The following is a 21,797-nucleotide window of genomic DNA, read 5'->3' as shown; positions in this document are numbered from 1 at the left end:
CCGCCCAGACTGCCGCAACCGCAGCAGCATGGGGTGAAGACTCAATGACTGGGAGATCCGCGGCCATCACCGAAGGCGTCCACCAGCTGCTGGCGTTCGGCTGCGGTCAGTGCCTCAAGCCGCGTCGCCAGTACTTCGTCCAGGCTGCCGGTGCGGGTGGTGCCCAGGATGCCACTGGCCACGCCGGGATGGCCCAGGGCGTAGGCAAACGCGGTCTGGGCCGGGCGCTGGCTGCGGATGGCGGCGAGTGCCTTCCGCATGTTGCGTGCGCTGCGCATCAGTTGACGGCTGCTCGGTTTGAGCCAGGCCCTGGCCAGGTACCAGGCATCCGCCGGTCGTGGCAGGCGCGGGCGTGGTGGCAGCAGATGGCCCTGCGCCAGCACGGTGCCGGCCAGTACGCCTATGCCCACCGCGTGCAACTGGTCGATGAGGGGTTCACGGTCCTGCTGCAGGGCGTTGTAATCGAGCAGCACCACGTCGAACAGCGTGGGATGGTCGATCATCCAGCGCAGGGTCGATGCCGTGTGCGTATTGATGCCGGTGTGCCGGATCAGCCCGCGTTCGCGCAGGCGTTGCAGCGCGGCCAGCAGGTCATCGTTGATGTCGTGCTGGCTGGCACCGTGCAGCTGGTAGATATCCAGGTAATCCAGGCCGAGGTTGCGCAGCGAGGCCTCGCAGCTGGCAGTGATGGCTGCCGGCGAGAAATTGCGTTGCTCGGCGCCGCTGACGCCGGCCTGGCCGGTCAGTGTGCCGCCCTTGCTGGAAATCACCAGCGACTCGCGCGGGTATCGCTTCAGCAACGGGCGCAGGATGCGGCCCAGCCGCGGCTCGGCGTGGAAACCGGAATAGTTGTGTCCGGTGTCCAACAGGTTCACGCCCTGTGCCAGTGCCTGCTCGACCACGTGCGCGGCCGACTGTTCCGGGAAGCGGCGATGCCCCCAGAAGCCGGAGCAGCCCAGGCCCACCGGCGAAACCGCCAGGCCGGTGCGGCCCAGCGTGCGGCGTTGCTGTGCCAACGGCATCAGAATTCCAGGTCCAGCGCCGCGCACAGGTAGTCGACGAACGGGCCGAGCGCGGCCAGGTCCTTGCCCAGCGTGGACAGCAGGCGCGGGCCGGTCATGGTGGCGTCGTCCAGCGAGCGCCACATCACCCAGTTGCGGTGCTTGAGGTCGTCGATGAATTCGAAGTCGGCCGGGAAGCCGCGCGGCGGCCGCACCAGCTTTTCGCTCTCCTCGAAGTCGAAGCGTTTGCGCAGGGCCGGTGCATGCGCGGCGGCCTTCCAGCTGCCGGGGTTGTCGAGGATGAAATGGCGCACGCGGCGCTGGGTCTCCGGTTCCGGATGCCACAGGCCGGCACCGACGAAGCTCTCGCCCGGCTGCAGGTGCACGTAGAACGAAGGCGCGGCCACCTCGCGGCGGCGTTCGTGGAACAGGCGTGCACCCTGCCAGGTCTTGTACGGGGATTTGTCGTTGGAGAAGCGCGCGTCGCGATGGATGCGGAACAGCGAGCCGCCGACGCCGCGGGTATCGGCGCGGAAGTGGTCGCTGACCTCGGCCAGCGCCGGCTGCAGGTCACCCAGCAGGCGCAGGAATGGCTGCCGCACGTGGTCTTCATACTGCTGGCGGTGGTCGTTGAACCACGCCTTGTCGTTATGCCGCGCCAGGCTGCGCAGGAACTTGAAGCTGGCGTCCGAGAAATAGGTACTCACAAGGTCTCCTGCAGGTGCTGGCCCCAGTCGCGCAGCGATTGCAGCAGGGCCTGGCGCCGTGCATCGTCGGGCGCTTCAGCGGCCAGTGCATCGAGCTGCTGCTGGTACTGGGGCAGGTTGAGTTCGCCCAGCCCGCCGTCTCCGAGCAGGCGCTGGCGGCGGTAATCCTGCCAGCGCTGGCGTTCAGCCGGCGCGAGGCTGTCGGGATGATTGCGCGCGCGGTAGCGGAACAGCAGCTCCGGCAGGCGCGGGTCGCGGAAGCGGCCTTCCAGCGCGGCCAGCTGCTCCGGCGCGGTGGTGCGTGCCAGCGCAAGCAGCGGCTTGTCGCCATTGCCGAGGAAGCCGTCGTAGAGCGAGGCATCGACATCGGCCACGGTGGCGGCGCGGGGCTGGTTGTAGACCTGCCGGGCCTTCTCGGCCAGCTGCGGGGCGAACGCGCGCAGGCGTTCCACCTTGGCCTCGATCGCGGCCACGTCCAGGCCGAGGCGCGCGTGGTCATCGGCGCGCAGGTGGTTCCAGGCGATCAGCGCGGGCACCTTGTTCAGGTGCACTTCCTTCAGCGGCACCCGCGCCACGCCTTCGGGCAGCTCGCTGACGCGCATGTACAGGCGCTGTGCGATCACCTCGGCCGGCAGTTCCAGCAGATCGTCGATCTCGCCTTCCAGGTCGAACACGATCACCCGGTTGTTGATGGTCGGGTGCGCGGCCAGCGGCAGCACCGGGGCCGCGCACAGGCGACTGGCCGGGTAGCGCATGGAAATGTGCAGTACCGGCTTCATCGCGGCCACGTCCAGCAGGCTGCCGACGAAGCGTTTGTCGCGCAGCTTCAGCGCGTACTCCCACAGCCGTGGCTGCGACTGCTTGAACAGGCGTGCCATGCCGATGGTGGCGCGTACGTCGGACAGCGCTTCGTGCGCATCGCCTTCGCGCACGTTGTTGGCCTCGGCCAGGTGCTCGAGCTTGAACGAGGTGGCGCCATCCTCGCGCAGCGGCCACTGGATGCCGTCCGGGCGCATCGCGCGCATCAGCCGCAGCATGTCCAGCAGGTCCCAGCGCGAATTGCCGTTGCGCCACTCGCGTTCGTACGGGTCGTGGAAGTTGCGGAACAGGCCGTAGCGGACGAACTCATCGTCGAAGCGCAGCGTGTTGTAGCCCAGCGCACAGGTGCCGGGGCGCGACAGCTGCTCGTTGATGCGATCGAAGGCCTCGGCCTCGCTGATGCCCTCGGCCAGTGCCTGCTGCGGGGTGATGCCGGTGACCAGGGTGGCCATCGGCGAGGGCAGCAGGTCATCGGCCGGGCGCACGAAGAAACTGACCGGCGTGTCGATTTCGTTGAGATCGGCGTCGGTACGGATCGCGGCGTACTGCGAGATGCGCGTGCGCCGCGGGTCCTGGCCGAAGGTTTCCAGGTCGTAGAACAGGAAGCTGTCAGCCATCAGTGCGCGCCCTCCAGGACCGGTAGCTGGGCGTGGATCTGTGCTTCCAGTGCGGTCCAGTCGATGTTGTCCAGTGAATCGTGACCGGCGGTGGCGGCCACCAGCATGTCGCGCTGCAGTTCGGTGCGGCGCAGCGCCTCGGCGTACGGCGTGTGCAGGAAAGTGACCATCGTGTAGTGCGGTACGAAGCGGGTCGGCCAGCGCCGCTGCAGTTCCTGTTCCAGCTCGCGCTGCAGCAGGAAGGCGGGATCGGCCACGCGGTCGCGCATCTCCAGGTAGTTCTCCAGCGCCATCTGCTGGATTGCGCGCGCATTTGGCTTGCGCTCGGCTTCGAACGCGGCGAACGCGCCTTCCAGATCATCGGCCTCCATCAGGTGACGGGCCAGCGCAACGCAGTCCTCGAACGCGCAGTTCATACCCTGGCCATGGAACGGCACCATCGCATGCGCGGCGTCGCCGATCAGCACGGCGCGGCCCTGCTGGTGCCAGCGTTCCAGAGTGAGCGTGCCAAGCAGGCCCGGCGGATGCTGCTCCCAGTCCGCGCGCAGGTTCGGGATCAACGGCAGGGTGTCGGCGAACTCGCGCGCGAACAGCGCCTCGGCCTGTGCGCCGGTGTTGACCGTGGCGAAGCTGGGGTCGCCCTGGTTGGGCAGGAACAGGGTGACGGTGAAGGTGCCTTCATGGTTGGGCAGGGCGATGCACATGTAGTGGCCGCGCGGCCAGATGTGCAGTGCATTGCGCTCGATTCGGAAGCTCCCATCGGCAGCCGGCGGGATCTCCAGCTCCTTGTAGGAGTGGTCGAGGAAGGCGATGTCCTCACCCAGCGGCGCGCGCCGGTTCATCGCCGCACGCAGTGCCGAACCGGCACCGTCGGCACCGATCAGGGTGTCGAAACGGATGTCGTGCGGGCTGTCGTCACGGTCATCGATGAAGCGTGCGTAACCCGCATCGAAATCGACGGTGTGCAGGCGGCGATGGAAGTGCACGGTGGCGCCGGCCTGTTCGGCCAGCTCCAGCAGCGTGGTGTTCAGGTCGCTGCGGTGGATCGACCAGATCACTTCGCTGTCGTCGCGGCCATAGCGCTGCAGCTGCGGTTCGCCCTCGCGCGGGTGCACCATGCGCCCGCGCATCATCACCGCGCGCGCCATCACCTCGTCTTCCACGCCCGCCTGACGCAGTGCGTTGCGCCCACGCTCGGCCAACGCCAGGTTGATCGAGCGGCCGCTCTCGTAGTCGGCCACGCGTGGATCGCCGCGGCGTTCGTACAAGGTGATGCGCCAGCCCTGGCGTGACAGCAGGATGGCCAGCAGGGACCCGGCAAGGCCGGCACCGATAATGCTCAACGAGCGGGAAGCGTGTGCGATCAACGAACTGTCCAGCAGTAGGGGAGGGGCCGGCTTAGAGGCCGGCCCAGGCTTCCACTTCCTCGACGAAGTGGTGCACGTCCAGGTAGCGGTTGTAGAGCGGCGTGGGCGAGATGCGGATCACGTCGGGTTCGCGCCAGTCGCCGAGCACGCCGATGCCGCGCAGATGCTCGAACAGCGCACGGCCGCGCTCGCGGCCACCGATCACGCGCAGCGACAACTGGCAGCCACGGCGCTGCGGCTCGGCCGGGGTGATGATGTCCAGCACGCCGGACAGGCGCGCACGGACCAGTGCTTCGAGCATGCCGGTCAGTGCCAGCGACTTGCTGCGCAGCGCCTCCATGCCGGCGCGCTCGAACAGGTCCAGCGAGGCGCGCAGCGGCGCCAGGCCGAGGATTGGCGGATTGCTCAGCTGCCAGCCTTCGGCACCGATGGCCGGGGTGAACTGCGGTGCCATCTGGAAGCGGGTGGATTCCTCATGGCCCCACCAGCCGGCAAAGCGCGGCAGGCTGGTGTCGCGGTGATGGCGCTCGTGGACGAAGGCGCCGGCAACCGCGCCCGGGCCGCTGTTGAGGTACTTGTAGTGGCACCACACGGCGAAATCAGGGGCCACGTCATGCAGGCGCAGCGGCAGGTTGCCGACCGAGTGTGCCAGGTCGAAGCCGATACGCGCGCCCTGCAGGCGTGCGGCGCGGGTGATCGCATCGAGGTCGAAGGCCTGGCCGGTGCGGTACTGCACGCCAGGCCACAGCACCAGCGCCAGGCGTGAACCGTGCTCGGCGATGGCATGCTCGATCGCGGTCAGTGAAATCGTGCCGTTGGCCTCGTCCGGCTGCACTTCCACCAGGCACTCGGCCGGGTCGAAACCATGGAAGCGGATCTGTGCTTCCACCGCGTGGCGATCGGTCGGGAATGCGCCGGCTTCCATCAGGATCACCGGGCGCTCGGCCGTGGGCCGGTAGAAGCTGACCATCATCAGGTGCAGGTTCACGCTCAGCGTGTTCATTGCAACCACCTCGCTGGGCAGCGCACCGACCACGCGGGCCAGCTGCGCGCTCACCAGGCGGTGGTAGGACAGCCACTGCGTCGGGCCGGTGAAGTGGCCTTCCACCGCCAGCTCACCCCACTGCTTCATCACTTCCTGCACGGCCGCCTGCGCGCCACGCGGCTGCAGGCCCAGCGAGTTGCCGACGAAGTAGGTCTGCTCGCCGCCGCCATGGCGCGGAATCAGGAATTCATTGCGCAGCGGGCGCAGCGGATCGGCGGCGTCCAGGGCAATGGCGTGGGTGCGGCTGAGCAGGTCGGACATGGTCGGGCAACAGGCTGCAACGGGACCGCCAGTGTAGCGCCTGGGGCATGGCCCGGTAGCTGCCAACCCAACGCCAGCGCCGCATGACCCGGTTGTCGCCAACCTTGGTTGGCGCACGTACAAGCAAGCGCCCACCAAGGTGGGCAACTACCAGAGCGGGGGCAAGCGCCCACCAAGGTGGGCATCTACCAGAGCGGGGGCGAGCATGCGCCCACCAAGGTGGGCAACTACCGTTCGATGGCTCAGCCTGCCGCTGGCACCGGCAGCGGGTCCACGTGCCCGCACTGGCTGCAGGTACGCAGTTCCAGGCTGGCGTGATAGCGCGCAAACACCTTGGGCAGGTCGGTCTCGATGTTCTGCAGCGGGAAATACTCTTCGTGCAGCTTGTGGTTGCAGCGCTCGCAGTGCCAGATCACGCCGTCCATCTCGTGCGGCAGGCGCTTGCGCTCGACCACCAGACCGATACCACCGGGCGGGCGCCGCGGCGAGTGCGGAACCTTTGCCGGCAGCAGGAAGATCTCGCCGGCGCGGATCGGAATGTCGCGCACCGCGCCGTCTTCCTGCACCTTCAGCACCATCTCGCCTTCGAGCTGGTAGAACCACTCCGGGCCTTCGTCGTAGTGGAAGTCGGTACGCGAGTTCGGCCCGCCCACCACCATCACGATGAAGTCGCCGTTGTCGATCATCTTGTTGCCCACCGGCGGCTTCAGCAGGTGGCGGTTTTCTTCGATCCAGGCGTGCAGGTTGATCGGCGAAGCGAGCATGGTGGTCATCCGTAAGGGATCAGTCGCGCTTGCCCTTGCGCGGGACGTAGGACAGGGCCTTTTCATAGGCGGGCTGCAGCTCTTCCTGCGAACCGACGTCGATGCCCATCTCGCGCACGCGTCCGTCCTTCAGGCTGTAGACCCAGCCGTGCACCATCAGCTTCTGGCCGCGGGCCCAGGCGTCCTGCACGATGGTCGAGCGGCACAGGTTGGCCACCTGCTCGATCACGTTCAGTTCGCACAGGCGTGCGTGCTTGAGCTCGTCGGTCTCGATCGCATCGAGGATGCCGGTGTGCTTCTGCATCACGTCGCCAACGTGGCGCAGCCAGTTGTCGGCCAGGCCGACGCGGGTGTTGTGCAGGCAGGCATGCACGCCGCCGCAGCCGTAGTGGCCGACGATCAGGATGTGCTTCACCTTCAGCTGGTCCACCGCGTACTGCACCACGCTCAGGCAGTTCAGATCGGTGTGGGCGACCACGTTGGCGACGTTGCGGTGCACGAACACTTCACCCGGGGCCATGCCGATGATCTGGTTGGCCGGCACGCGCGAATCGGAACAGCCGATCCACAGGTATTCGGGGTGCTGCTGCTTGGCGAGCTGGTGGAAGAACTCGGGGTCTTCCTTCTCGATGCGGTCGGCCCAGTCGCGGTTGTTCTGCAGCAGTTTGTGGATGTCTTTCATGTATGGGTCCCTGGCGTCGGGTGGGGGCTCGCCGCAGCCGTCCGGCTGCGTCGTCGCGGGAATCTGGGGCGTTCAGTCGCTGCGGGCGGCCTGTTCGCGGTGCCAGCGCATCCACTGCGCCAACTCGGTGGAAGCGGGGGTGCCCAACTGTTCCAGTTCGGCGATCACCGCGCGCTGGTTGGCATCGGGATGGTTCTGGCTCAGCTTGAGCTTCAGCTGCACCTGTTCGACCTGGAAGCGGAAGCCGACGATGGCGCGCAGCTCCGGGCCATGTTCGGCACGCGTGGCATCGAACTGCCAGGCCTGGCCGACACTCGCTTCGAAGCGGTCGCTGATCGCGCCGACCAGTTCGGCCAGCGCCTCGGTATCGTCGAAGGTCTGCAGCTGGCCACGCAGCTCGGCGGCGGCGTAGTTCCAGGTGGGTACCCGCGCAGCGGGTTCCTTGTCCGGATACCAGCTGGCCGAGACGTAGCCATGCGGACCATCGATCAGTACCTTCGCCGCGCCGCGGTGGCGCGACTGCGGGTTGGCGCGCGCCCAGTGGCCGCGCAGTTCGATCTGGTCGCCGTCACGCCGGTACAGCACCGGCATCCGGGTCAGCTCCGGCAGGCCATCGCTGCCGGGCGTAAGCACGGTAACGAACGGGTCGCGCGCCAGCAGGCGGTCCAGCCAGAGCAGGTCGGTCTCGGCGAAGGCGCGCGGGGTGAACATGCAGGGTCAGGCGCGCCCGCCCAGCGACTGGATCATGCGGCCGCGCAGGCCCTCATCGCTGTCGGCCTGCGGCGGCTGCACCTCGTGCAGGCTGAAGCCGCGCACCAGCGCGTCTTCCTCGTCCAGGCCGTCGTACTCGACGAATTCGGCGTCGAACAGCTGCGAACGCGCGGTGTCTTCGCTGTCATAGCTCAGCGTGTTGCCATCGCTGTCGAGCACTTCGGCGGTGCCGGCCGGGCGCACGCGCAGGCGCGCCCAGATCAGGGTGTTGCCGAGGCTGGCCAGCCACCAGCTGTCGCGCGAGGCGGTGATGTCATTCATGGATGTGTTACCAGAGCGAGGCCAGCCAGAGCAGGGCGGCCATGCCCAGTCCGGCCAGCAGGGTCAGCAGCGATACCCAGGCCGGCGTCGCCAGCCCGGACAGCGAGCGGTCCGGCTGCTGGCGATAGTCACGGCGCAGCAGCCAGGCCAGGGCATCGGGCTTGAGGAAGGCACCGCTGCCGAAGCGCTCGGCGAGCGCCGGATGGCGATCGCGTACGTGCACCAGGGTCAGCGGCCAGAAGATCACGAAGGCACTGAACCCGGCCACTGCAACGCCGACGAAACAGAGGGCGAAGAACAGGGTCATGGGAGCGGTACCTCCGTGGTCGTGTGGGGCTTAGAAGTCCGCGCTGCCCGGGGCGCGCGGGTAGGGGATCGCATCGCGGATGTTGGACAGCCCGCAGACGTACACCACCAGGCGTTCGAAGCCCAGGCCGAAGCCGGCGTGCGGCACCGAACCATAGCGGCGGAAGTCGCGATACCAGCTGTAGTGCTCACGATCCAGGCCGAACTGGGCCATGCGCGCGTCCAGCACGTCCAGGCGCTCTTCGCGCTGGCTGCCGCCGATGATCTCGCCGATGCCCGGGGCCAGCACGTCCATCGCGGCAACGGTCTTGCCGTCGTCGTTCAGGCGCATGTAGAAGGCCTTGATGTGCTCCGGATAGTTGGTCACCACCACCGGGCGGCCGACGTGTTCTTCGGTCAGCCAGCGCTCGTGCTCGGTCTGCAGGTCCAGGCCCCATTCGACCGGGAAGTCGAACTTCTTGCCGGACTTCTGCAGCAGGCTGACCGCATCGGTGTAGTCGATGCGCTCGAACGGCGCATTGATGAAGTCTTCCAGCTTGGTGATCGCGTTCTTGTCCACGCGCTCGGCGATGAAGGCCAGGTCGTCGCCACGCTCGTTCAGCGCCGCACGGAACAGGTACTTCAGGAACTCTTCGGCCAGGCGCGCGTCTTCGGCCAGGTCGGCGAAGGCGATTTCCGGCTCGATCATCCAGAACTCCGCCAGGTGGCGGGTGGTGTGGCTGTTCTCGGCGCGGAAGGTCGGGCCGAAGGTGTAGACCTTGCTCAGCGCCAGGCAGTAGGCCTCGACGTTCAGCTGGCCGGACACGGTCAGGAAGGTTTCCTTGCCGAAGAAGTCGCGGCTGAAATCGATCGCGCCCTTCTCGTCACGCGGCAGGTTCACCATGTCCAGGGTGGACACGCGGAACATCTGGCCGGCGCCTTCGGCGTCGGAGGTGGTGATGATCGGGGTGCTGATCCAGTTGAAGCCGTTCTCGTGGAAGAAACGGTGCACGGCCTGGGCCAGGCAGTTGCGGATGCGGGTGACCGCGCCGAACAGGTTGGTGCGCGGGCGCAGGTGCGCCACTTCGCGCAGGAACTCCGGCGACATCGGCTTGGGCTGGATCGGGTAGGTGAGCGGGTCTTCGACCCAGCCGACCACGTCCAGCGTGCTGGCCTGGATCTCGAATGACTGGCCCTTGCCCTGCGACTTCACCAGGGTGCCGGTGGCGATGACCGAGCAGCCGCTGGTCAGGCGCTTGATCTCATCGAAGTTGGCCAGGCTGTCGCCGGCCACGACCTGGATCGGCGCGAAGCAGGAGCCGTCGCTCACATTCACGAAGGCCAGATTCGCTGAACCGCGCACCGTGCGCACCCATCCGCGTACCGTGACTTCGCCGCCTTCCGGGATCTTCCCGGCAAGCGCATGTTCAACGCTGACCACCGTCATGACTTGAATCCTCTGCTGATCGACTCGATCTGTGAACACGGGAGTTTACCGGTTGCAGCGTTCTGCTTGCGAGGCATTTTTCGTGGCAACGGCTCCTTATAATGCCCCCGTACCTATGGAGTAGCCCCATGGCCGTCAGCCTGACCCCCATTGCCTTCGAGCGCGTGCAGCGCTTTGTCGCCCAGACCCCCGGCGCGCTGGGCCTGCGTTTCGGCGTGACCAAGACCGGTTGCTCGGGCTGGGGTCACATCACCGACCTGGCCCGCGACGAGCGCGAGGGCGATACCGTTTTCGATCAGGACGGCGTGAAGATCTACGTCGACGCCAAGAGCCTGGCGCTGGTGGACGGCACCGTGATCGACTTCGGCAAGCACGGCCTGAGCGAAACGTTCACGTTCAGCAACCCGAACGCCACCGCCGAGTGTGGCTGCGGTGAAAGCTTCACCACCGACGCCGACAAGGCCTGAGGGCTGGTTCTGGCGTCCGCCGGGCATGGCCGGGCGCTGGTACATGCCGACCTTGGTCGGCAGGGAAGGGATCCACGGATGGAACGACCGCTTTTCATTTATCACCCCAACGCCTACGCCCTCTCCTTCGAAGAGGTCGACGGGGTCTGCGACTGCTGTGGTCAGCCGCGCACACTGCGCTACCGGGGGCCGTTCTACTCCGTTCTGAGCCCCGATTACCTGTGCCCCTGGTGCATTGCCGATGGCAGGGCAGTGGCCAGTTACGAGGGTGAATTCACCGGCTGGAGCGATATCGAGGGGGTATCCCCGGATCCGGCCGATCCGCCGCCGACCATCGCCCGCGAGCTGCTGCTGGAGATCTGCGAGCGCACCCCGGGCTACTCGTCCTGGCAGCAGTCGGTCTGGCTCAGCCATTGTGAGCGGCCCTGCGCCTTCCTCGGTTACGCCGGTAGCGAGGACCTCCAGCCCATCCTCGACGAGGTCCGGCCCGACGTGGTTGAGGTCAACCCGCGCGACGCCGACTGGGTGCTGGAACACCTGAGCCGGGACGGGGAGATGATTGGCTGCCTGTTCCAGTGCCTGGAATGCGGCCAGCACCGCCTTCATGTGGATCTGGGGTAGCCCGGTTCAGGTTGCCCTGTAGCCCGCCGGTTGCCCGGCCACCCCATCTGCGCCATAATGCGCGGCTTCCTGCCTTCCTGGCGGGAATCCTTGCCCCACCGCGGTCTCAACGGCGGGGGGCTGTCCGGCCGCGAGGCCACATCCGAAAGGTAGAAAAAACATGAGTCGTCATTACGAAATCGTGTTCATGGTCCACCCGGACCAGAGCGAGCAGGTCCCGGCCATGATCGAGCGCTACAAGTCGCTGGTCGAGAACGGCAACGGCACCATCCACCGTCTGGAAGACTGGGGCCGCCGCCAGCTGGCGTACCCGATCCAGAACCTGGTGAAGGCCCACTACGTGCTGATGAACATCGAAGCCGACCAGGCCGTTCTGAACGAACTGACCGAAAGCTTCCGCTTCAACGACGCCGTGCTGCGCAACCTGGTCATCAAGCGTGACGAGGCTGACACCGAGCAGTCGCTGATCATGAAGAGCAAGGACGAGAAGGGTGACAAGCCGGAGCGCGGTGAGCGCCGTCGTCGTGACGACGAAGAAGGCGAGTCCACCACCACCGCTGACAACGAAGCCGGCGACGACGCCGCTTCCGCCGCCTAAGGAGCCTTCCCATGTCCAAGTTCTTCCGTCGCCGCAAGTTCTGCAAGTTCACGGCTGAAGGTGTGAAGGAGATCGACTACAAGGATCTCAACACCCTGCGCCAGTACCTGACCGAGAACGGCAAGATCGTGCCGAGCCGCGTCACCGGTACCAAGTCGAAGTACCAGCGTCAGCTGGCGACCGCCGTCAAGCGCGCTCGCTTCCTGGCCCTGATCCCGTACACCGACAACCACGACGTCTGATGCCCGGCGGGGCGGCCCGGTGCCGCCCCCGCTGTGCCAGCTATTCGGACAGCCTTTGTTGCGGGGCATCGCCTCGCTAACGAATAACTCATCTGGAGCAATACCATGCAGCTGATCCTCCTGCAGAAAGTCACCAACCTCGGCAACCTGGGCGACCTGGTCGACGTGAAGCCGGGCTACGGCCGTAACTTCCTCGTGCCGCAGGGCAAGGCCGTGCCGGCCACCGAGAGCAACAAGGCCGAGTTCGAAGCCAAGCGCGCCGAATACGAAGCCAAGGCCCAGGCCATCCACGCCGACGCTGACGCCCGCAAGGCCAAGCTGGAAGGCGCGAGCGTGACCATCCCGGCCAACGCTTCGACCGAAGGCAAGCTGTACGGCTCGGTCGGCGCCCGCGAAATCGCCGATGCCTTCACCGCTGCCGGCCTGCCGGTCAGCAAGAGCGAAGTCATCCTGGGCGAAGGCGCCTTCCGCAACATCGGCGAATACGACGTGCTGGTCCACCTGCACGCCGACGTCGAGACCACCGTCAAGGTCGTCGTCGTCGCCGAAGCCTGATCCCACGCCGCAAGGCCAGGAATCACCGCAGAACGGGCGCCCGCAAGGGTGCCCGTTTTGTTTTGGGCGAATGTTGGACATATAGAGTCGAGGCGTGCTCGACTGATTGCTCAGGTCGTCTGGATGACGAATCGACCGCAGTCCATCGAAGGTGAGGGAATGTTGCGATCAAGCAACAGATACCCCATTCCGCCGACCAGAATTCCTCGGTGCGTGGGTGCTGCCCGGTTCAATCGGGAGCCGTTGATCTGGAGGATGAATTCCCGGCCATCGGTGCAATCGTCCTGAAGCCAGACGGGAATTCCGCCAATCTTGGCGATTCCGTTCGCGGCGTCATCCGGGATGGAGGCCGTGGCAGTGGTGATCAGGCGCGGATCAAAAGGGGGCGCTGCGCTGTCTGGACCGGATTCGTGGGGTGCGTAAGCGATGACACGTCCGCCAGTCAGTAGAGCGATTTCGATGTAGGCATCGTCAAGAACGTCATAAGGCGTGAAGATCGACACGCAGAGATCAGCTCTGATTTCGATCTTCTGGGCATGCGTTTGAACGAAGGGTGCAGGCAGGCTCGCAAGATGAAGCATCGGCTTCGCCTTTGCGTCGCAAGGCCAGGGAGTATCGGGAGGCAGGTATGGATTGCCTCCAAGAAAGGCGCGATCCCGGGCTTGGCCAAGGTGCTCAAACTTCAGCTCCTGGTAGGAAGGCTGGCTGGGGCTGTTCATCGGTCCATGCTGCAGCCTGGAGACGTAGCTGGCTAGGTTGACTCAAAAAATATACTTTAAAATCAATAATTTGGTTAATTATGGAGGGGGCTGCCCGATCCCAAAGCGACATTCAAGCGTGAAACGGAGTACGTGTATGGGCATTCTCGGCTGGTCATCCCGCCCGTGGAACATTCGCGCCGTTATACTCATTCCATTGTGTCACCCTTGGCTTCATTGAATTCTTTTGAAATCAATGGCTTGAGGTGCTGGCTGACCTGACATCCACAATACGGACGCCCCCAAGGCGCCTGTTGGAACCCAATCACGCCATGCGTCTTTCCACGATCAAGCTGTCCGGCTTCAAGTCGTTCGTCGATCCGACCACCCTGCACCTGCCGACCAACATGACCGGCGTGGTGGGGCCCAATGGCTGCGGCAAGTCGAACATCATCGACGCCGTGCGCTGGGTCATGGGCGAGAGCTCGGCCAGCCGCCTGCGCGGCGACTCGCTGACCGACGTGATCTTCTCCGGTTCCAATGCCCGCAAGCCGGTCTCGCAGGCCACCGTCGAGCTGATCTTCGACAACTCGGACCACACGATCTCCGGCGAGTACGCCTCGTTCAACGAGATCTCGGTCAAGCGCACGGTCAGCCGCGACGGCACCAGCAACTATTACCTCAACGGCACCAAGTGCCGTCGCCGCGACATCACCGATCTGTTCCTCGGCACCGGCCTGGGCCCGCGCAGCTACTCGATCATCGAGCAGGGCATGATCAGCCAGATCATTGAGGCGCGCCCGGAAGACCTGCGCGTGTACCTGGAAGAGGCGGCCGGCATCTCCAAGTACAAGGAGCGCCGCAAGGAAACCGAGACCCGCATCCGCCACACCCGCGAGAACCTGGACCGGCTGGGCGACCTGCGCGACGAGATCAGCAAGCAGCTCGAACACCTCAAGCGCCAGGCCAAGCAGGCCGAGCAGTACCAGGCCCTGCAGGAAGAGCGCCGGGTCAAGGATGCCGAGTGGAAGGCCCTGGAGTTCCGCGGGTTGGACGGTCGCCTGTCCAAGCTGCGCGAAGGGCTGTCGCAGGAAGAGACGAAGCTGCAGCAGCTGATCGCCGACCAGCGTGACGCCGAGGCCCGCATCGAGACCTCGCGCGTTCGACGCGAAGAGGCCGCCGATGCGCTCAACACCGCGCAGGCTGCGGTCTACCAGGTCGGCAGCACGCTGGCGCGCCTGGAACAGCAGATCCAGCACCAGCGCGAGCTGTCGCAGCGCCTGCACAAGGCGCGCGACGAGACCCGCCAGGCACTGGCCGAACTGGGCCAGCACATCAGCGGCGACGAGGCCAAGCTGATGGTGCTGCGCGAAGCGGTCGAGGCCGCCACCCCGCAGCTGGAGGAGCTGCAGGAAGAAAACGAGATAAAGCAGGAAAGCCTGCGCGAGGCCGAAGACCGGCTGGCCAGCTGGCAGCAGCGCTGGGAACAGCACACTTCGCAGAGTTCGGAGGCCTCGCGCGCCGGAGATGTCGAGCGCACGCGCGTGGACTACCTGGACAAGCAGATCCTCGATGCCGACCGCCGTCGCGAGGCCCTGGCCGCTGAGCGCGCCGGGCTGGACGTGGACGCGCTGGAAGAAGCTTTCGAGCAGCTGCACCTGCAGCACGACACGCAGAAGACCGCGCTGGATGAATTGAGCGAAGACGTCGAGCTGCGCAAGCAGGGCGTGGCGGCAGTGCAGGAACAGCAGCGCAATGGCCAGAACGAACTGGCCGAACTGCGCAAGCAGGCCAACGGCCTGCGCGGTCGCCTGGCTTCGCTGGAAACCCTGCAGCAGGCCGCGCTGGGCCAGGAGCAGGGCGCTGCCGTGGCGTGGCTGAAGGCGCGTGGGCTGGATTCGGCAGCGCGTGTCGGCGAACGCCTGGACGTTGATGCCGGCTGGGAAAACGCGGTGGAAAGCGCGCTGGGCCAATTGATCGAAGGCGTGCTGGTTGATGATCCGGCCAGCCTGGTCGATGCGCTCGGCGAACTTGGCGAGGGCCACATCGCACTGGTCGCCAACGATGGCGCGGACCTGAAGGTCGCGCCGACCTCGCTGGCGGCCCGCGTGCGTGGCCCGGCCGCGATCCGTCGACTGCTGGCACACCTGCACGCAGCCAAGGACTTGTCCGAGGCGAAGGTGTTGCAGGGCACTCTTCCGGAAGGCGATTCGATCATCACCCAGAGCGGCGAACGCCTGGGCCAGGGCTGGCTGCGTGTATCGCGCTCTGGTGCGGCCCAGCAGGGTGCGCTGCTGCGCGAACGTGAGATCAACGAGCTGCGCGAGCAGATCGAGCAACTGCAGGATCGCGAAGCCGAGCTGGAAGAACAGCTGAGTGGTTTCCGTGAGCAGTTGCAGGCCGCCGAGCAGCAGCGCGAAGACGCGCAGCGTGCGCTGTACCAGGCCCATCGTGCGGTCTCTGAACTGGCTGGCCAGTTGCAGGGACAGCAGGGCAAGGTGGAGGCGGCGCGAACGCGCATCGACCGCATCGAAGGTGAACTGAAGCAGCTGCAGGAAACGCTGGAAGCCAACAACGAGCAGGCGCGTGAAGCGCGCTCGCGGTTGGAAAACGCGGTCAGCAGCATGGGTGACCTGGAATCGACCCGGCAGCGGCTGGAGGGTGAGCGTCGCCAGCTGACCGAGGCCCGCGACCTGGCCAGAGACGCGGCGCGAGCGGTGCGCGAGCGCTCGCACTCGTTGGCCTTGACCCTGGAATCGCAGCGGGCGCAGCTGGCTTCACTGAGCCAGGCGTTGGAACGCATGGGCACCCAGCGCGGGCAGCTGGATTCGCGCCTGGGCGAACTGCATTCGCAGCTGGATGAAGGTGATTCGCCGGTCGAATCGCTGCAGGCCGAGCACCAGAACGCACTGGAAGAGCGCGTGCGGGCCGATCGCGTGCTGACCGAAGCGCGCACGCTGCTCGATGGCATCGACGCCGAGCTGCGCAATTACGAGCAGACCCGTCACCAGCGCGACGAACAGGCGCTGGCCCAGCGCGAGCGTATTTCGCAGCGCAAGCTGGACCAGCAGGCGCTGGTGCTCAGCGCGGATACCTTGCAGGGCGCGGTGGAGAAGGCCGGGTTCGTGCTGCAGGACGTGCTCAACGCACTGCCCGAGGACGCCCGCCTGGGTGACTGGGAGCAGGCCGTGCACCAGATCGATGGCCGCATGCGCCGGCTGGAGCCGGTCAACCTGGCCGCCATCCACGAGTACGGCGAGGCTTCGCAGCGCTCGGACTACCTGGATTCGCAGCACACCGACCTGACCACCGCGCTGGAAACCCTGGAAGATGCGATCCGCAAGATCGACCGCGAGACCCGCGGTCGTTTCAAGGACACCTTCGATCGTGTCAACGCTGGCGTGCAGGCGCTGTACCCGCGCCTGTTCGGTGGCGGCCACGCCTACCTGGAACTGACCGGTGAAGACCTGCTCGACACCGGTGTGACCATCATGGCGCGTCCGCCGGGCAAGCGCGTGTCCAGCATCTCGCTGCTGTCCGGCGGCGAGAAGGCGATGACCGCGGTGGCGCTGGTGTTCGCCATCTTCCAGCTCAACCCCGCGCCGTTCTGCCTGCTGGACGAGGTGGACGCGCCGCTGGACGAAGCCAACGTCGGCCGCCTGGCCAACATGGTCAAGGAAATGAGCGAAAAGGTGCAGTTCCTGTTCGTCAGCCACAACAAAGCGACGATGGAGGCCGCGCACCAGCTGTCGGGCGTGACCATGCGCGAGCCGGGCGTCAGCCGCCTGGTCAGCGTGGACCTGGAAGAAGCCGCGCGATTGGCGGGCGCGGCCTGACGTGCCATCCTAGTTACCTGAATGAACTAGCCGGAGAACCTATCGAATGTCCGACACGGCACTGTTGCGCATCGGCATCCTGGCCGCCGGCCTGCTGTTGATCGCCGCGATCTTCCTGTTTGGCCGTCCGAAAAAGAAGCCCCAGGGGCGCCGCGTGGAAGGCGCGGAACCGACCAGCGGCGAGCGCCGCGAACCGGTACTGGGCGAAGACGGCGTCGCCGTGGCCGATGGCCGCGTCGAACCGGGCATGGGCACGGAAGGCGAGCAGGCCGAACTTGGTCTGGGCGAAACCGACCCGGGCGCCAGTGATCTCGGCAAGCGCGCCACCCAGGATTTCGACAAGATCGTCTCCTTGTTCGTGGCTGCCCGGGCCGGCGAGCAGCTGCGTGGTGAGGACATCGTGGTGGCGGCTGAGAAGACTGGCCTGGTGTTCGGCCACATGAACGTGTTCCACCGCCTGGTGGAAGGCCACCCCGAGCGCGGCCCGATTTTCTCGATGGCCAGCATCATGAAGCCGGGCAGCTTCGACATGGCCAACATCCGCGCCATGGAAACCCCGGCCATCGCCTTCTTCCTGACCCTGCCGGCGCCGCTGACCGCGCTGGACGCCTGGGAGAAGATGCTGCCGACGGTGCAGCGCATGGCTGAACTGCTGGATGGCGTGGTGCTCGATGACAGCCGCAATGCCCTGGGCCGCCAGCGCATCGCACACATCCGTGACGAGCTGCGCGCCTACGACCGCCAGCACCAGGCCCCGCCGCTGACCAAGACCCCGCGCTGGTAAGCGCCATGGCGTGCCGACCAACGGTCGGCACCCACCCCGACCAACGGTCGGCACCCACAACAGTAGATCCACGCCATGCGTGGATGGGGCGAACCAAGGTTCGCCCCCACCAACAGGTTCAGGCCGGCACGCCGGCCACCTTCGCGAACGCGCGGCAGAACGCCGCCATTTCCTCTTCGGTGCCGACGGTCACGCGCACGCGCTGTGGCCAGATTGGCCAGCTGCGTCCGATCACCACGCCGTTGTCCGCCATCGCTTTGGCGAACGCGCTGCCATCGCGTTGCACGTCGACCACGAAGCAGTTCGCTTCCGACGGCACGCAGCTGAAACCACGCTTGCCCAGCCATGCGATGGTGGCCTGGCGCACCTTGGCATTCTGCAGGCGGCGCTGTGGAATCAACTGCGGATCGCGCAGGCTGGCCAGTGCCGCCGCCAGCGCCGGCACCGGCAGCGGGTTGTCGCCCAGGCTGGCCAGCTCGCGCAGGCGGTCGGGATGTGCGGTCGCCACGCCCAGGCGCAGGCCGGCCATGCCATATAGCTTGGAGAACGTGCGCAACACGATCAGGTCATCGCGCTGCGCCACCTGCGCGATCAGGCTCGGCTGTTCGCTGTACTGCAGATACGCCTCGTCCAACAGCACGCGGGTGGAACCGGGCTTGTGGGCCAGCAGCCAGGCGAGCTCATCCGGTGGGCTGATCGAGCCGGTCGGGTTGTTGGGGTTGCACACATACAGCAGCCCGGTCGGGCGTGCGTGTGCGGCGGCGACCATCGCACGCAGGTCGTGTGCACCGTCCTCGCGCAGCGGCACTTTCTGCACGTGTGCACCGTGTGCGGCGGCGACCTCGCCGAGCGTCTCGAAGGTCGGGTCGGCCACCACCAGCCCCGCCTGCGGGCCGGTCCATAGCACGGCGGCGCGGTTCAGCGGCTCGCTGGAACCCGGATACAGCCGCACGTGATCAGCTGGGATGCGCGCCTGTTCGATGAAGGCATCGCGAACCTGTGCCGCCAGAGCGAAGCGGTAGCGGCCGCAGCTGGCGATGCTGGCGCGCGCCGCCTGCTGGGCGGCGGGCGAGGGGCCATACGGGCATTCGTTGAAGTTCAGTAGTACGGCGCCTTCGGCAGGGGCTGGGGCGGCGGCTGTCGCGGGTTGGGCATGGCCGAGCTGCGGCAGGCCGGTGCCGGCGACGGCGAGGCCAGCACCGGCCAGTTGCAGGAAGCGTCGACGGGAGGCAGGCAGGGTCACGGGTGGGATTCCGAAGGGCGACCGTCGCACGCTAGTGCCGGTGGTGGTGCGCCGCAAGCCGTCTTTTGTAGAGTCGAGCTTGCTCGACTGCTTTGGCCGTGCATGAAGGCCAGTCGAGCAAGCTCGACTCTACGGAAAGGCGCAGTCGAGCTTGGCTCAACTCTACAAAAGGCGGCGGCGTTACAGGGGCTGACAGCCGGGCGCGGTAGAATCCCCGGCCATCCCAGAACCACCGGATCCCGATGAGCCCCAGCCCCGCCGAACGCGCCGAAGACCTTCGCCGGCAGATCGCCCAGGCCAACCGCGCCTACCATGAGCTGGACGCGCCGGAGATCCCCGACGTCGACTACGACCGGATGGTGCGCGAGCTGGAAGCGCTGGAGCGCGAGCATCCGGAGCTGGCCCGTGCCGACAGCCCGACCCAGCAGGTCGGTGCGCGCCCCTCCGGCCGCTTCCCGGAAGTGCGCCACGCGGTGCCGATGCTGTCGCTGTCCAATGCTTTCAGCGATGAGGAGGTGGCCGATTTCGTGCGCCGCATCGATGAGCGCCTGGGCCGTCGCAGCCTGCGGTTCTCGGCCGAGCCGAAGATGGACGGCCTGGCGATCAGCCTGCGCTACGAAGACGGGCATTTCGTGTTGGGCGCGACCCGTGGCGATGGCAGTACCGGCGAGGACGTGACGGCCAACCTGCGCGAGATCGGTGATATTCCCAAGCGGCTGCACGGCAAGGACTGGCCGGATGTGCTGGAGGTGCGTGGTGAGGTCTACATGGCCCGCGCCGACTTCGAGTCCTACAACGAACGTGCGCGCCTGCAGGGCGGCAAGGTGCTGGCCAACCCGCGCAACGCCGCCGCCGGTTCGCTGCGCCAGCTCGACCCGAAGATCAGTGCGCAGCGCCGGCTGAGTTTCTTCGCCTACGGCACCGGCGAAGTGCAGGGCGGCGAGCTGCCGGACACCCATTCGGGCACACTGGCCCAGCTCGGTGCCTGGGGCTTCCCGGTCAGTGAGCTGTGCAAGGTCGTGGAAGGCACCGACGGCCTGCTCGGCTACTACCGCGATATCGGTGAGCGCCGCGATGGCCTGCCGTTCGATATCGATGGCGTGGTCTACAAGCTGGATGACCGCGCCGGCCAGCAGGCCATGGGCTTCGTTTCGCGTGCGCCGCGCTGGGCCATCGCGCACAAGTTCCCCGCGCAGGAACAGAGCACTAAGGTAGAGGCGATCGAGATCCAGATCGGCCGCACCGGTGCTGCCACACCGGTCGCGCGGCTGGCACCGGTGGCGGTGGCCGGCGTGATCGTGTCCAACGCCACGTTGCACAACGCCGACCAGATCGCACGCCTGGATGTGCGCGTGGGTGACAGCGTGATCGTGCGCCGCGCCGGTGATGTGATTCCGGAAGTGGTCAGCGTCATCCTTGATCGCCGCCCGCCGGGCACCATGCCGTGGCAGATGCCGACGCGCTGCCCGGTGTGCGGCTCGGAAATCGTGCGCGAGGAAGGTGCTGCCGCATGGCGCTGCTCGGGCGAACTGTCCTGCCCGGCGCAGCGCAAGGAAGCCATCGCCCATTTCGCCTCGCGTCGCGCGATGGATATCGATGGCCTGGGTGACAAGTACATCGAAACCCTGGTCGACGCCGGCATCGTCAGAAGCGTGGCCGATCTGTACCGGCTCAACCGTGACCAGCTGCTGCATCTGAAGCTGGTGCTGGATGCCGAGGACCCTTCCGCACTGGCGGCTGCGCTGAAGCTGCACCTGCCCGCCGAAGGCAGTGGTGCGGTGCTCAATGCGGTGCTCAAGCTGGATGGCAACGATCCGGGCTGGCGCGCACAGGCGCTGGCACAGCCTGCCAGCTTCGAATGGAACACGAAGAAGATCGCCACCAAGTGGGCCGACAACCTGATCGCGGCAATCGACGCCAGCCGTGCGGCCACGCTGGAGCGCCTGCTGTTCGCGCTTGGCATCGAGCACGTGGGTGAGAGCACGGCCAAGGCGCTGGCGCAGTGGTTTGGTGACCTGGAGCTGATCCGCCACCTGCCGTGGCCGTTGTTCAAGCGTGTGCCGGACATCGGCGGCGAAGTGGCGCGTTCGCTGGGCCACTTCTTCGAGCAGCAGGGCAACCAGCAGGCCATCGATGACCTGCTGCAGGTCGGTCAGGTGCGCATCAGCGATGTGCATGCGCCCAGTGCCAAGCTGCGCGAAGGGCTGGATCTGGCGCAGCTGCTGGTCGAATCGGAAATCCCGGGCATCACCCGCCTGCGCGCCGAAAAACTGGTCGCTGCGCTTTCCGGCGCGCAAGCAGTGCTCGACGCCGAGCATGGCCAGTTCGTCAACGCCGGCCTGCCCGATGACACTGCACGCGGCCTGGCTGCGTGGCTCGATGCAGATGGCCATGGCGCGATGCTGCTGGCGGCCGAGAAGGCGATGCAGCAGATCCTGGCCAAGGCGCCGGCGCTGGCCGAGATCGTGGCCGGCCCGCTGGATGGGCAGACCGTGGTGCTGACCGGCACCCTGGCCCAGCTCACCCGCGATGCCGCCAAGGAACGCCTGGAAGCGCTGGGTGCCAAGGTCTCCGGCAGCGTGTCGAAGAAGACCAGCTTCGTGGTGGCCGGTACCGAGGCCGGCTCCAAGCTGGACAAGGCGCAGTCGCTGGGCGTGCCGGTATGGGACGAAGACCGCCTGCTGGCCTACCTCGCCGAACACGAATGATGACCCCGCCGGGTGCCT

At 66.6% G+C, this 21,797-nt stretch carries 21 protein-coding genes; 8 read left to right on the top strand and 13 right to left on the bottom strand.

From position 1 onward, the window contains the following. Positions 1-41 precede the first annotated feature (41 nt). The 11 genes from V3B48_RS10365 to asnS form a co-directional block, all read right to left on the bottom strand. Positions 42-1,022, bottom strand: coding sequence for an aldo/keto reductase (locus V3B48_RS10365; protein ID WP_329893695.1), 981 nt, complete (start codon positions 1,020-1,022; stop codon positions 42-44). Next, positions 1,022-1,708, bottom strand: a complete 687-nt coding sequence (locus V3B48_RS10360) for a DUF2461 domain-containing protein (protein WP_032127674.1) — start codon at positions 1,706-1,708, stop codon at positions 1,022-1,024. The genes V3B48_RS10365 and V3B48_RS10360 overlap by 1 nt, the downstream gene beginning before the upstream one ends. After that, positions 1,705-3,144: an exodeoxyribonuclease I gene (gene sbcB, locus V3B48_RS10355; RefSeq protein ID WP_329893694.1), complete on the bottom strand. Its 1,440-nt coding sequence runs from the start codon at positions 3,142-3,144 to the stop codon at positions 1,705-1,707. Before sbcB ends, V3B48_RS10360 begins: the two co-directional genes overlap by 4 nt. Continuing rightward, on the bottom strand, positions 3,144-4,511 hold the full coding sequence (locus V3B48_RS10350) for an NAD(P)/FAD-dependent oxidoreductase (protein WP_032127676.1): 1,368 nt from the start codon (positions 4,509-4,511) through the stop codon (positions 3,144-3,146). Before V3B48_RS10350 ends, sbcB begins: the two co-directional genes overlap by 1 nt. Before the next feature lie 31 nt (positions 4,512-4,542). After that, positions 4,543-5,817, bottom strand: a complete 1,275-nt coding sequence (gene kynU / locus V3B48_RS10345) for a kynureninase (RefSeq protein ID WP_032127677.1) — start codon at positions 5,815-5,817, stop codon at positions 4,543-4,545. 242 nt (positions 5,818-6,059) lie between these two features. Next, positions 6,060-6,581, bottom strand: coding sequence for a 3-hydroxyanthranilate 3,4-dioxygenase (locus V3B48_RS10340; RefSeq protein ID WP_182266388.1), 522 nt, complete (start codon positions 6,579-6,581; stop codon positions 6,060-6,062). 19 nt (positions 6,582-6,600) lie between these two features. Continuing rightward, a complete protein-coding gene (gene can, locus V3B48_RS10335; RefSeq protein ID WP_014037740.1) occupies positions 6,601-7,263 on the bottom strand; it encodes a carbonate dehydratase in 663 nt (220 codons plus the stop codon). 72 nt (positions 7,264-7,335) lie between these two features. After that, on the bottom strand, positions 7,336-7,974 hold the full coding sequence (locus tag V3B48_RS10330) for an FMN-binding negative transcriptional regulator (protein ID WP_049400205.1): 639 nt from the start codon (positions 7,972-7,974) through the stop codon (positions 7,336-7,338). A 6-nt stretch (positions 7,975-7,980) separates the two neighbouring features. Further along, the gene (locus tag V3B48_RS10325; protein ID WP_006453002.1) at positions 7,981-8,295 is read right to left on the bottom strand and encodes a hypothetical protein; all 315 of its coding nucleotides are present in this window, start codon (positions 8,293-8,295) and stop codon (positions 7,981-7,983) included. A 7-nt stretch (positions 8,296-8,302) separates the two neighbouring features. Further along, a complete protein-coding gene (locus V3B48_RS10320) occupies positions 8,303-8,602 on the bottom strand; it encodes a hypothetical protein (protein WP_005417403.1) in 300 nt (99 codons plus the stop codon). 30 nt (positions 8,603-8,632) lie between these two features. Further along, positions 8,633-10,027 (bottom strand): asparagine--tRNA ligase, encoded by a 1,395-nt coding sequence (gene asnS, locus V3B48_RS10315; RefSeq protein WP_329893693.1) that lies wholly within the window; start codon positions 10,025-10,027, stop codon positions 8,633-8,635. 128 nt (positions 10,028-10,155) lie between these two features. Between asnS and V3B48_RS10310 the strand changes: the two genes are divergently transcribed. The 5 genes from V3B48_RS10310 to rplI all read left to right on the top strand — a co-directional run bounded on the left by V3B48_RS10310 (position 10,156) and on the right by rplI (position 12,510). Next, positions 10,156-10,494 (top strand): iron-sulfur cluster assembly accessory protein, encoded by a 339-nt coding sequence (locus V3B48_RS10310; protein ID WP_006376495.1) that lies wholly within the window; start codon positions 10,156-10,158, stop codon positions 10,492-10,494. A gap of 78 nt (positions 10,495-10,572) precedes the next feature. Next, a complete protein-coding gene (locus V3B48_RS10305) occupies positions 10,573-11,115 on the top strand; it encodes a CbrC family protein (RefSeq protein ID WP_110712808.1) in 543 nt (180 codons plus the stop codon). Between the two features lie 160 nt (positions 11,116-11,275). Next, positions 11,276-11,713 carry a 30S ribosomal protein S6 gene (gene rpsF, locus V3B48_RS10300; protein ID WP_006452997.1) on the top strand — a complete coding sequence of 146 codons (438 nt, stop codon included), beginning with the start codon at positions 11,276-11,278 and terminating at the stop codon, positions 11,711-11,713. Positions 11,714-11,724: 11 nt separating this feature from the next. After that, positions 11,725-11,955 (top strand): 30S ribosomal protein S18, encoded by a 231-nt coding sequence (gene rpsR, locus V3B48_RS10295; protein WP_002804494.1) that lies wholly within the window; start codon positions 11,725-11,727, stop codon positions 11,953-11,955. Positions 11,956-12,060: 105 nt separating this feature from the next. Continuing rightward, positions 12,061-12,510: a 50S ribosomal protein L9 gene (gene rplI / locus V3B48_RS10290; protein ID WP_014037734.1), complete on the top strand. Its 450-nt coding sequence runs from the start codon at positions 12,061-12,063 to the stop codon at positions 12,508-12,510. Positions 12,511-12,620: 110 nt separating this feature from the next. Here rplI and V3B48_RS10285 read toward each other — a convergent pair whose 3' ends face one another. Beyond that, complete coding sequence (locus tag V3B48_RS10285) at positions 12,621-13,229, bottom strand: DUF1963 domain-containing protein (RefSeq protein ID WP_329893692.1); 609 nt, start codon at positions 13,227-13,229, stop codon at positions 12,621-12,623. 311 nt (positions 13,230-13,540) lie between these two features. Here V3B48_RS10285 and smc point away from each other — a divergent pair, with 311 nt between their 5' ends. Then, positions 13,541-17,044, top strand: a complete 3,504-nt coding sequence (gene smc / locus V3B48_RS10280; protein WP_329893691.1) for a chromosome segregation protein SMC — start codon at positions 13,541-13,543, stop codon at positions 17,042-17,044. A gap of 46 nt (positions 17,045-17,090) precedes the next feature. Further along, positions 17,091-17,828 carry a cell division protein ZipA gene (gene zipA, locus V3B48_RS10275; RefSeq protein ID WP_006376490.1) on the top strand — a complete coding sequence of 246 codons (738 nt, stop codon included), beginning with the start codon at positions 17,091-17,093 and terminating at the stop codon, positions 17,826-17,828. 118 nt (positions 17,829-17,946) lie between these two features. On the opposite strand, the gene V3B48_RS10270 is transcribed toward zipA, so the two are convergent. Then, entirely contained in the window at positions 17,947-19,071 is a 1,125-nt protein-coding gene (locus V3B48_RS10270; RefSeq protein WP_329893690.1) for a pyridoxal phosphate-dependent aminotransferase, read from the bottom strand. 236 nt (positions 19,072-19,307) lie between these two features. Between V3B48_RS10270 and ligA the strand changes: the two genes are divergently transcribed. Beyond that, positions 19,308-21,779: an NAD-dependent DNA ligase LigA gene (gene ligA / locus V3B48_RS10265; RefSeq protein WP_329893706.1), complete on the top strand. Its 2,472-nt coding sequence runs from the start codon at positions 19,308-19,310 to the stop codon at positions 21,777-21,779. Positions 21,780-21,797 lie beyond the last annotated feature (18 nt).

Origin of the sequence: Stenotrophomonas sp. SMYL20, from assembly GCF_036320045.1 — a bacterium.
GTDB lineage: Bacteria > Pseudomonadota > Gammaproteobacteria > Xanthomonadales > Xanthomonadaceae > Stenotrophomonas > Stenotrophomonas maltophilia_A.
This window is presented reverse-complemented; position numbering and strand designations above follow the sequence as displayed.

Bases quoted from the DNA above. Each gene is read 5' to 3' on its own strand.
- V3B48_RS10365 (WP_329893695.1), bottom strand. From the start codon at position 1,022: ATGCCGTTGGCACAGCAACGCCGCACGCTGGGCCGCACCGGCCTGGCG.
- sbcB (WP_329893694.1), bottom strand. From the start codon at position 3,144: ATGGCTGACAGCTTCCTGTTCTACGACCTGGAAACCTTCGGCCAGGAC.
- kynU (WP_032127677.1), bottom strand. From the start codon at position 5,817: ATGTCCGACCTGCTCAGCCGCACCCACGCCATTGCCCTGGACGCCGCC.
- V3B48_RS10340 (WP_182266388.1), bottom strand. From the start codon at position 6,581: ATGCTCGCTTCGCCGATCAACCTGCACGCCTGGATCGAAGAAAACCGC.
- can (WP_014037740.1), bottom strand. From the start codon at position 7,263: ATGAAAGACATCCACAAACTGCTGCAGAACAACCGCGACTGGGCCGAC.
- V3B48_RS10330 (WP_049400205.1), bottom strand. From the start codon at position 7,974: ATGTTCACCCCGCGCGCCTTCGCCGAGACCGACCTGCTCTGGCTGGAC.
- V3B48_RS10325 (WP_006453002.1), bottom strand. From the start codon at position 8,295: ATGAATGACATCACCGCCTCGCGCGACAGCTGGTGGCTGGCCAGCCTC.
- V3B48_RS10320 (WP_005417403.1), bottom strand. From the start codon at position 8,602: ATGACCCTGTTCTTCGCCCTCTGTTTCGTCGGCGTTGCAGTGGCCGGG.
- asnS (WP_329893693.1), bottom strand. From the start codon at position 10,027: ATGACGGTGGTCAGCGTTGAACATGCGCTTGCCGGGAAGATCCCGGAA.
- V3B48_RS10310 (WP_006376495.1), top strand. From the start codon at position 10,156: ATGGCCGTCAGCCTGACCCCCATTGCCTTCGAGCGCGTGCAGCGCTTT.
- V3B48_RS10305 (WP_110712808.1), top strand. From the start codon at position 10,573: ATGGAACGACCGCTTTTCATTTATCACCCCAACGCCTACGCCCTCTCC.
- rpsF (WP_006452997.1), top strand. From the start codon at position 11,276: ATGAGTCGTCATTACGAAATCGTGTTCATGGTCCACCCGGACCAGAGC.
- rpsR (WP_002804494.1), top strand. From the start codon at position 11,725: ATGTCCAAGTTCTTCCGTCGCCGCAAGTTCTGCAAGTTCACGGCTGAA.
- rplI (WP_014037734.1), top strand. From the start codon at position 12,061: ATGCAGCTGATCCTCCTGCAGAAAGTCACCAACCTCGGCAACCTGGGC.
- V3B48_RS10285 (WP_329893692.1), bottom strand. From the start codon at position 13,229: ATGAACAGCCCCAGCCAGCCTTCCTACCAGGAGCTGAAGTTTGAGCAC.
- smc (WP_329893691.1), top strand. From the start codon at position 13,541: ATGCGTCTTTCCACGATCAAGCTGTCCGGCTTCAAGTCGTTCGTCGAT.
- zipA (WP_006376490.1), top strand. From the start codon at position 17,091: ATGTCCGACACGGCACTGTTGCGCATCGGCATCCTGGCCGCCGGCCTG.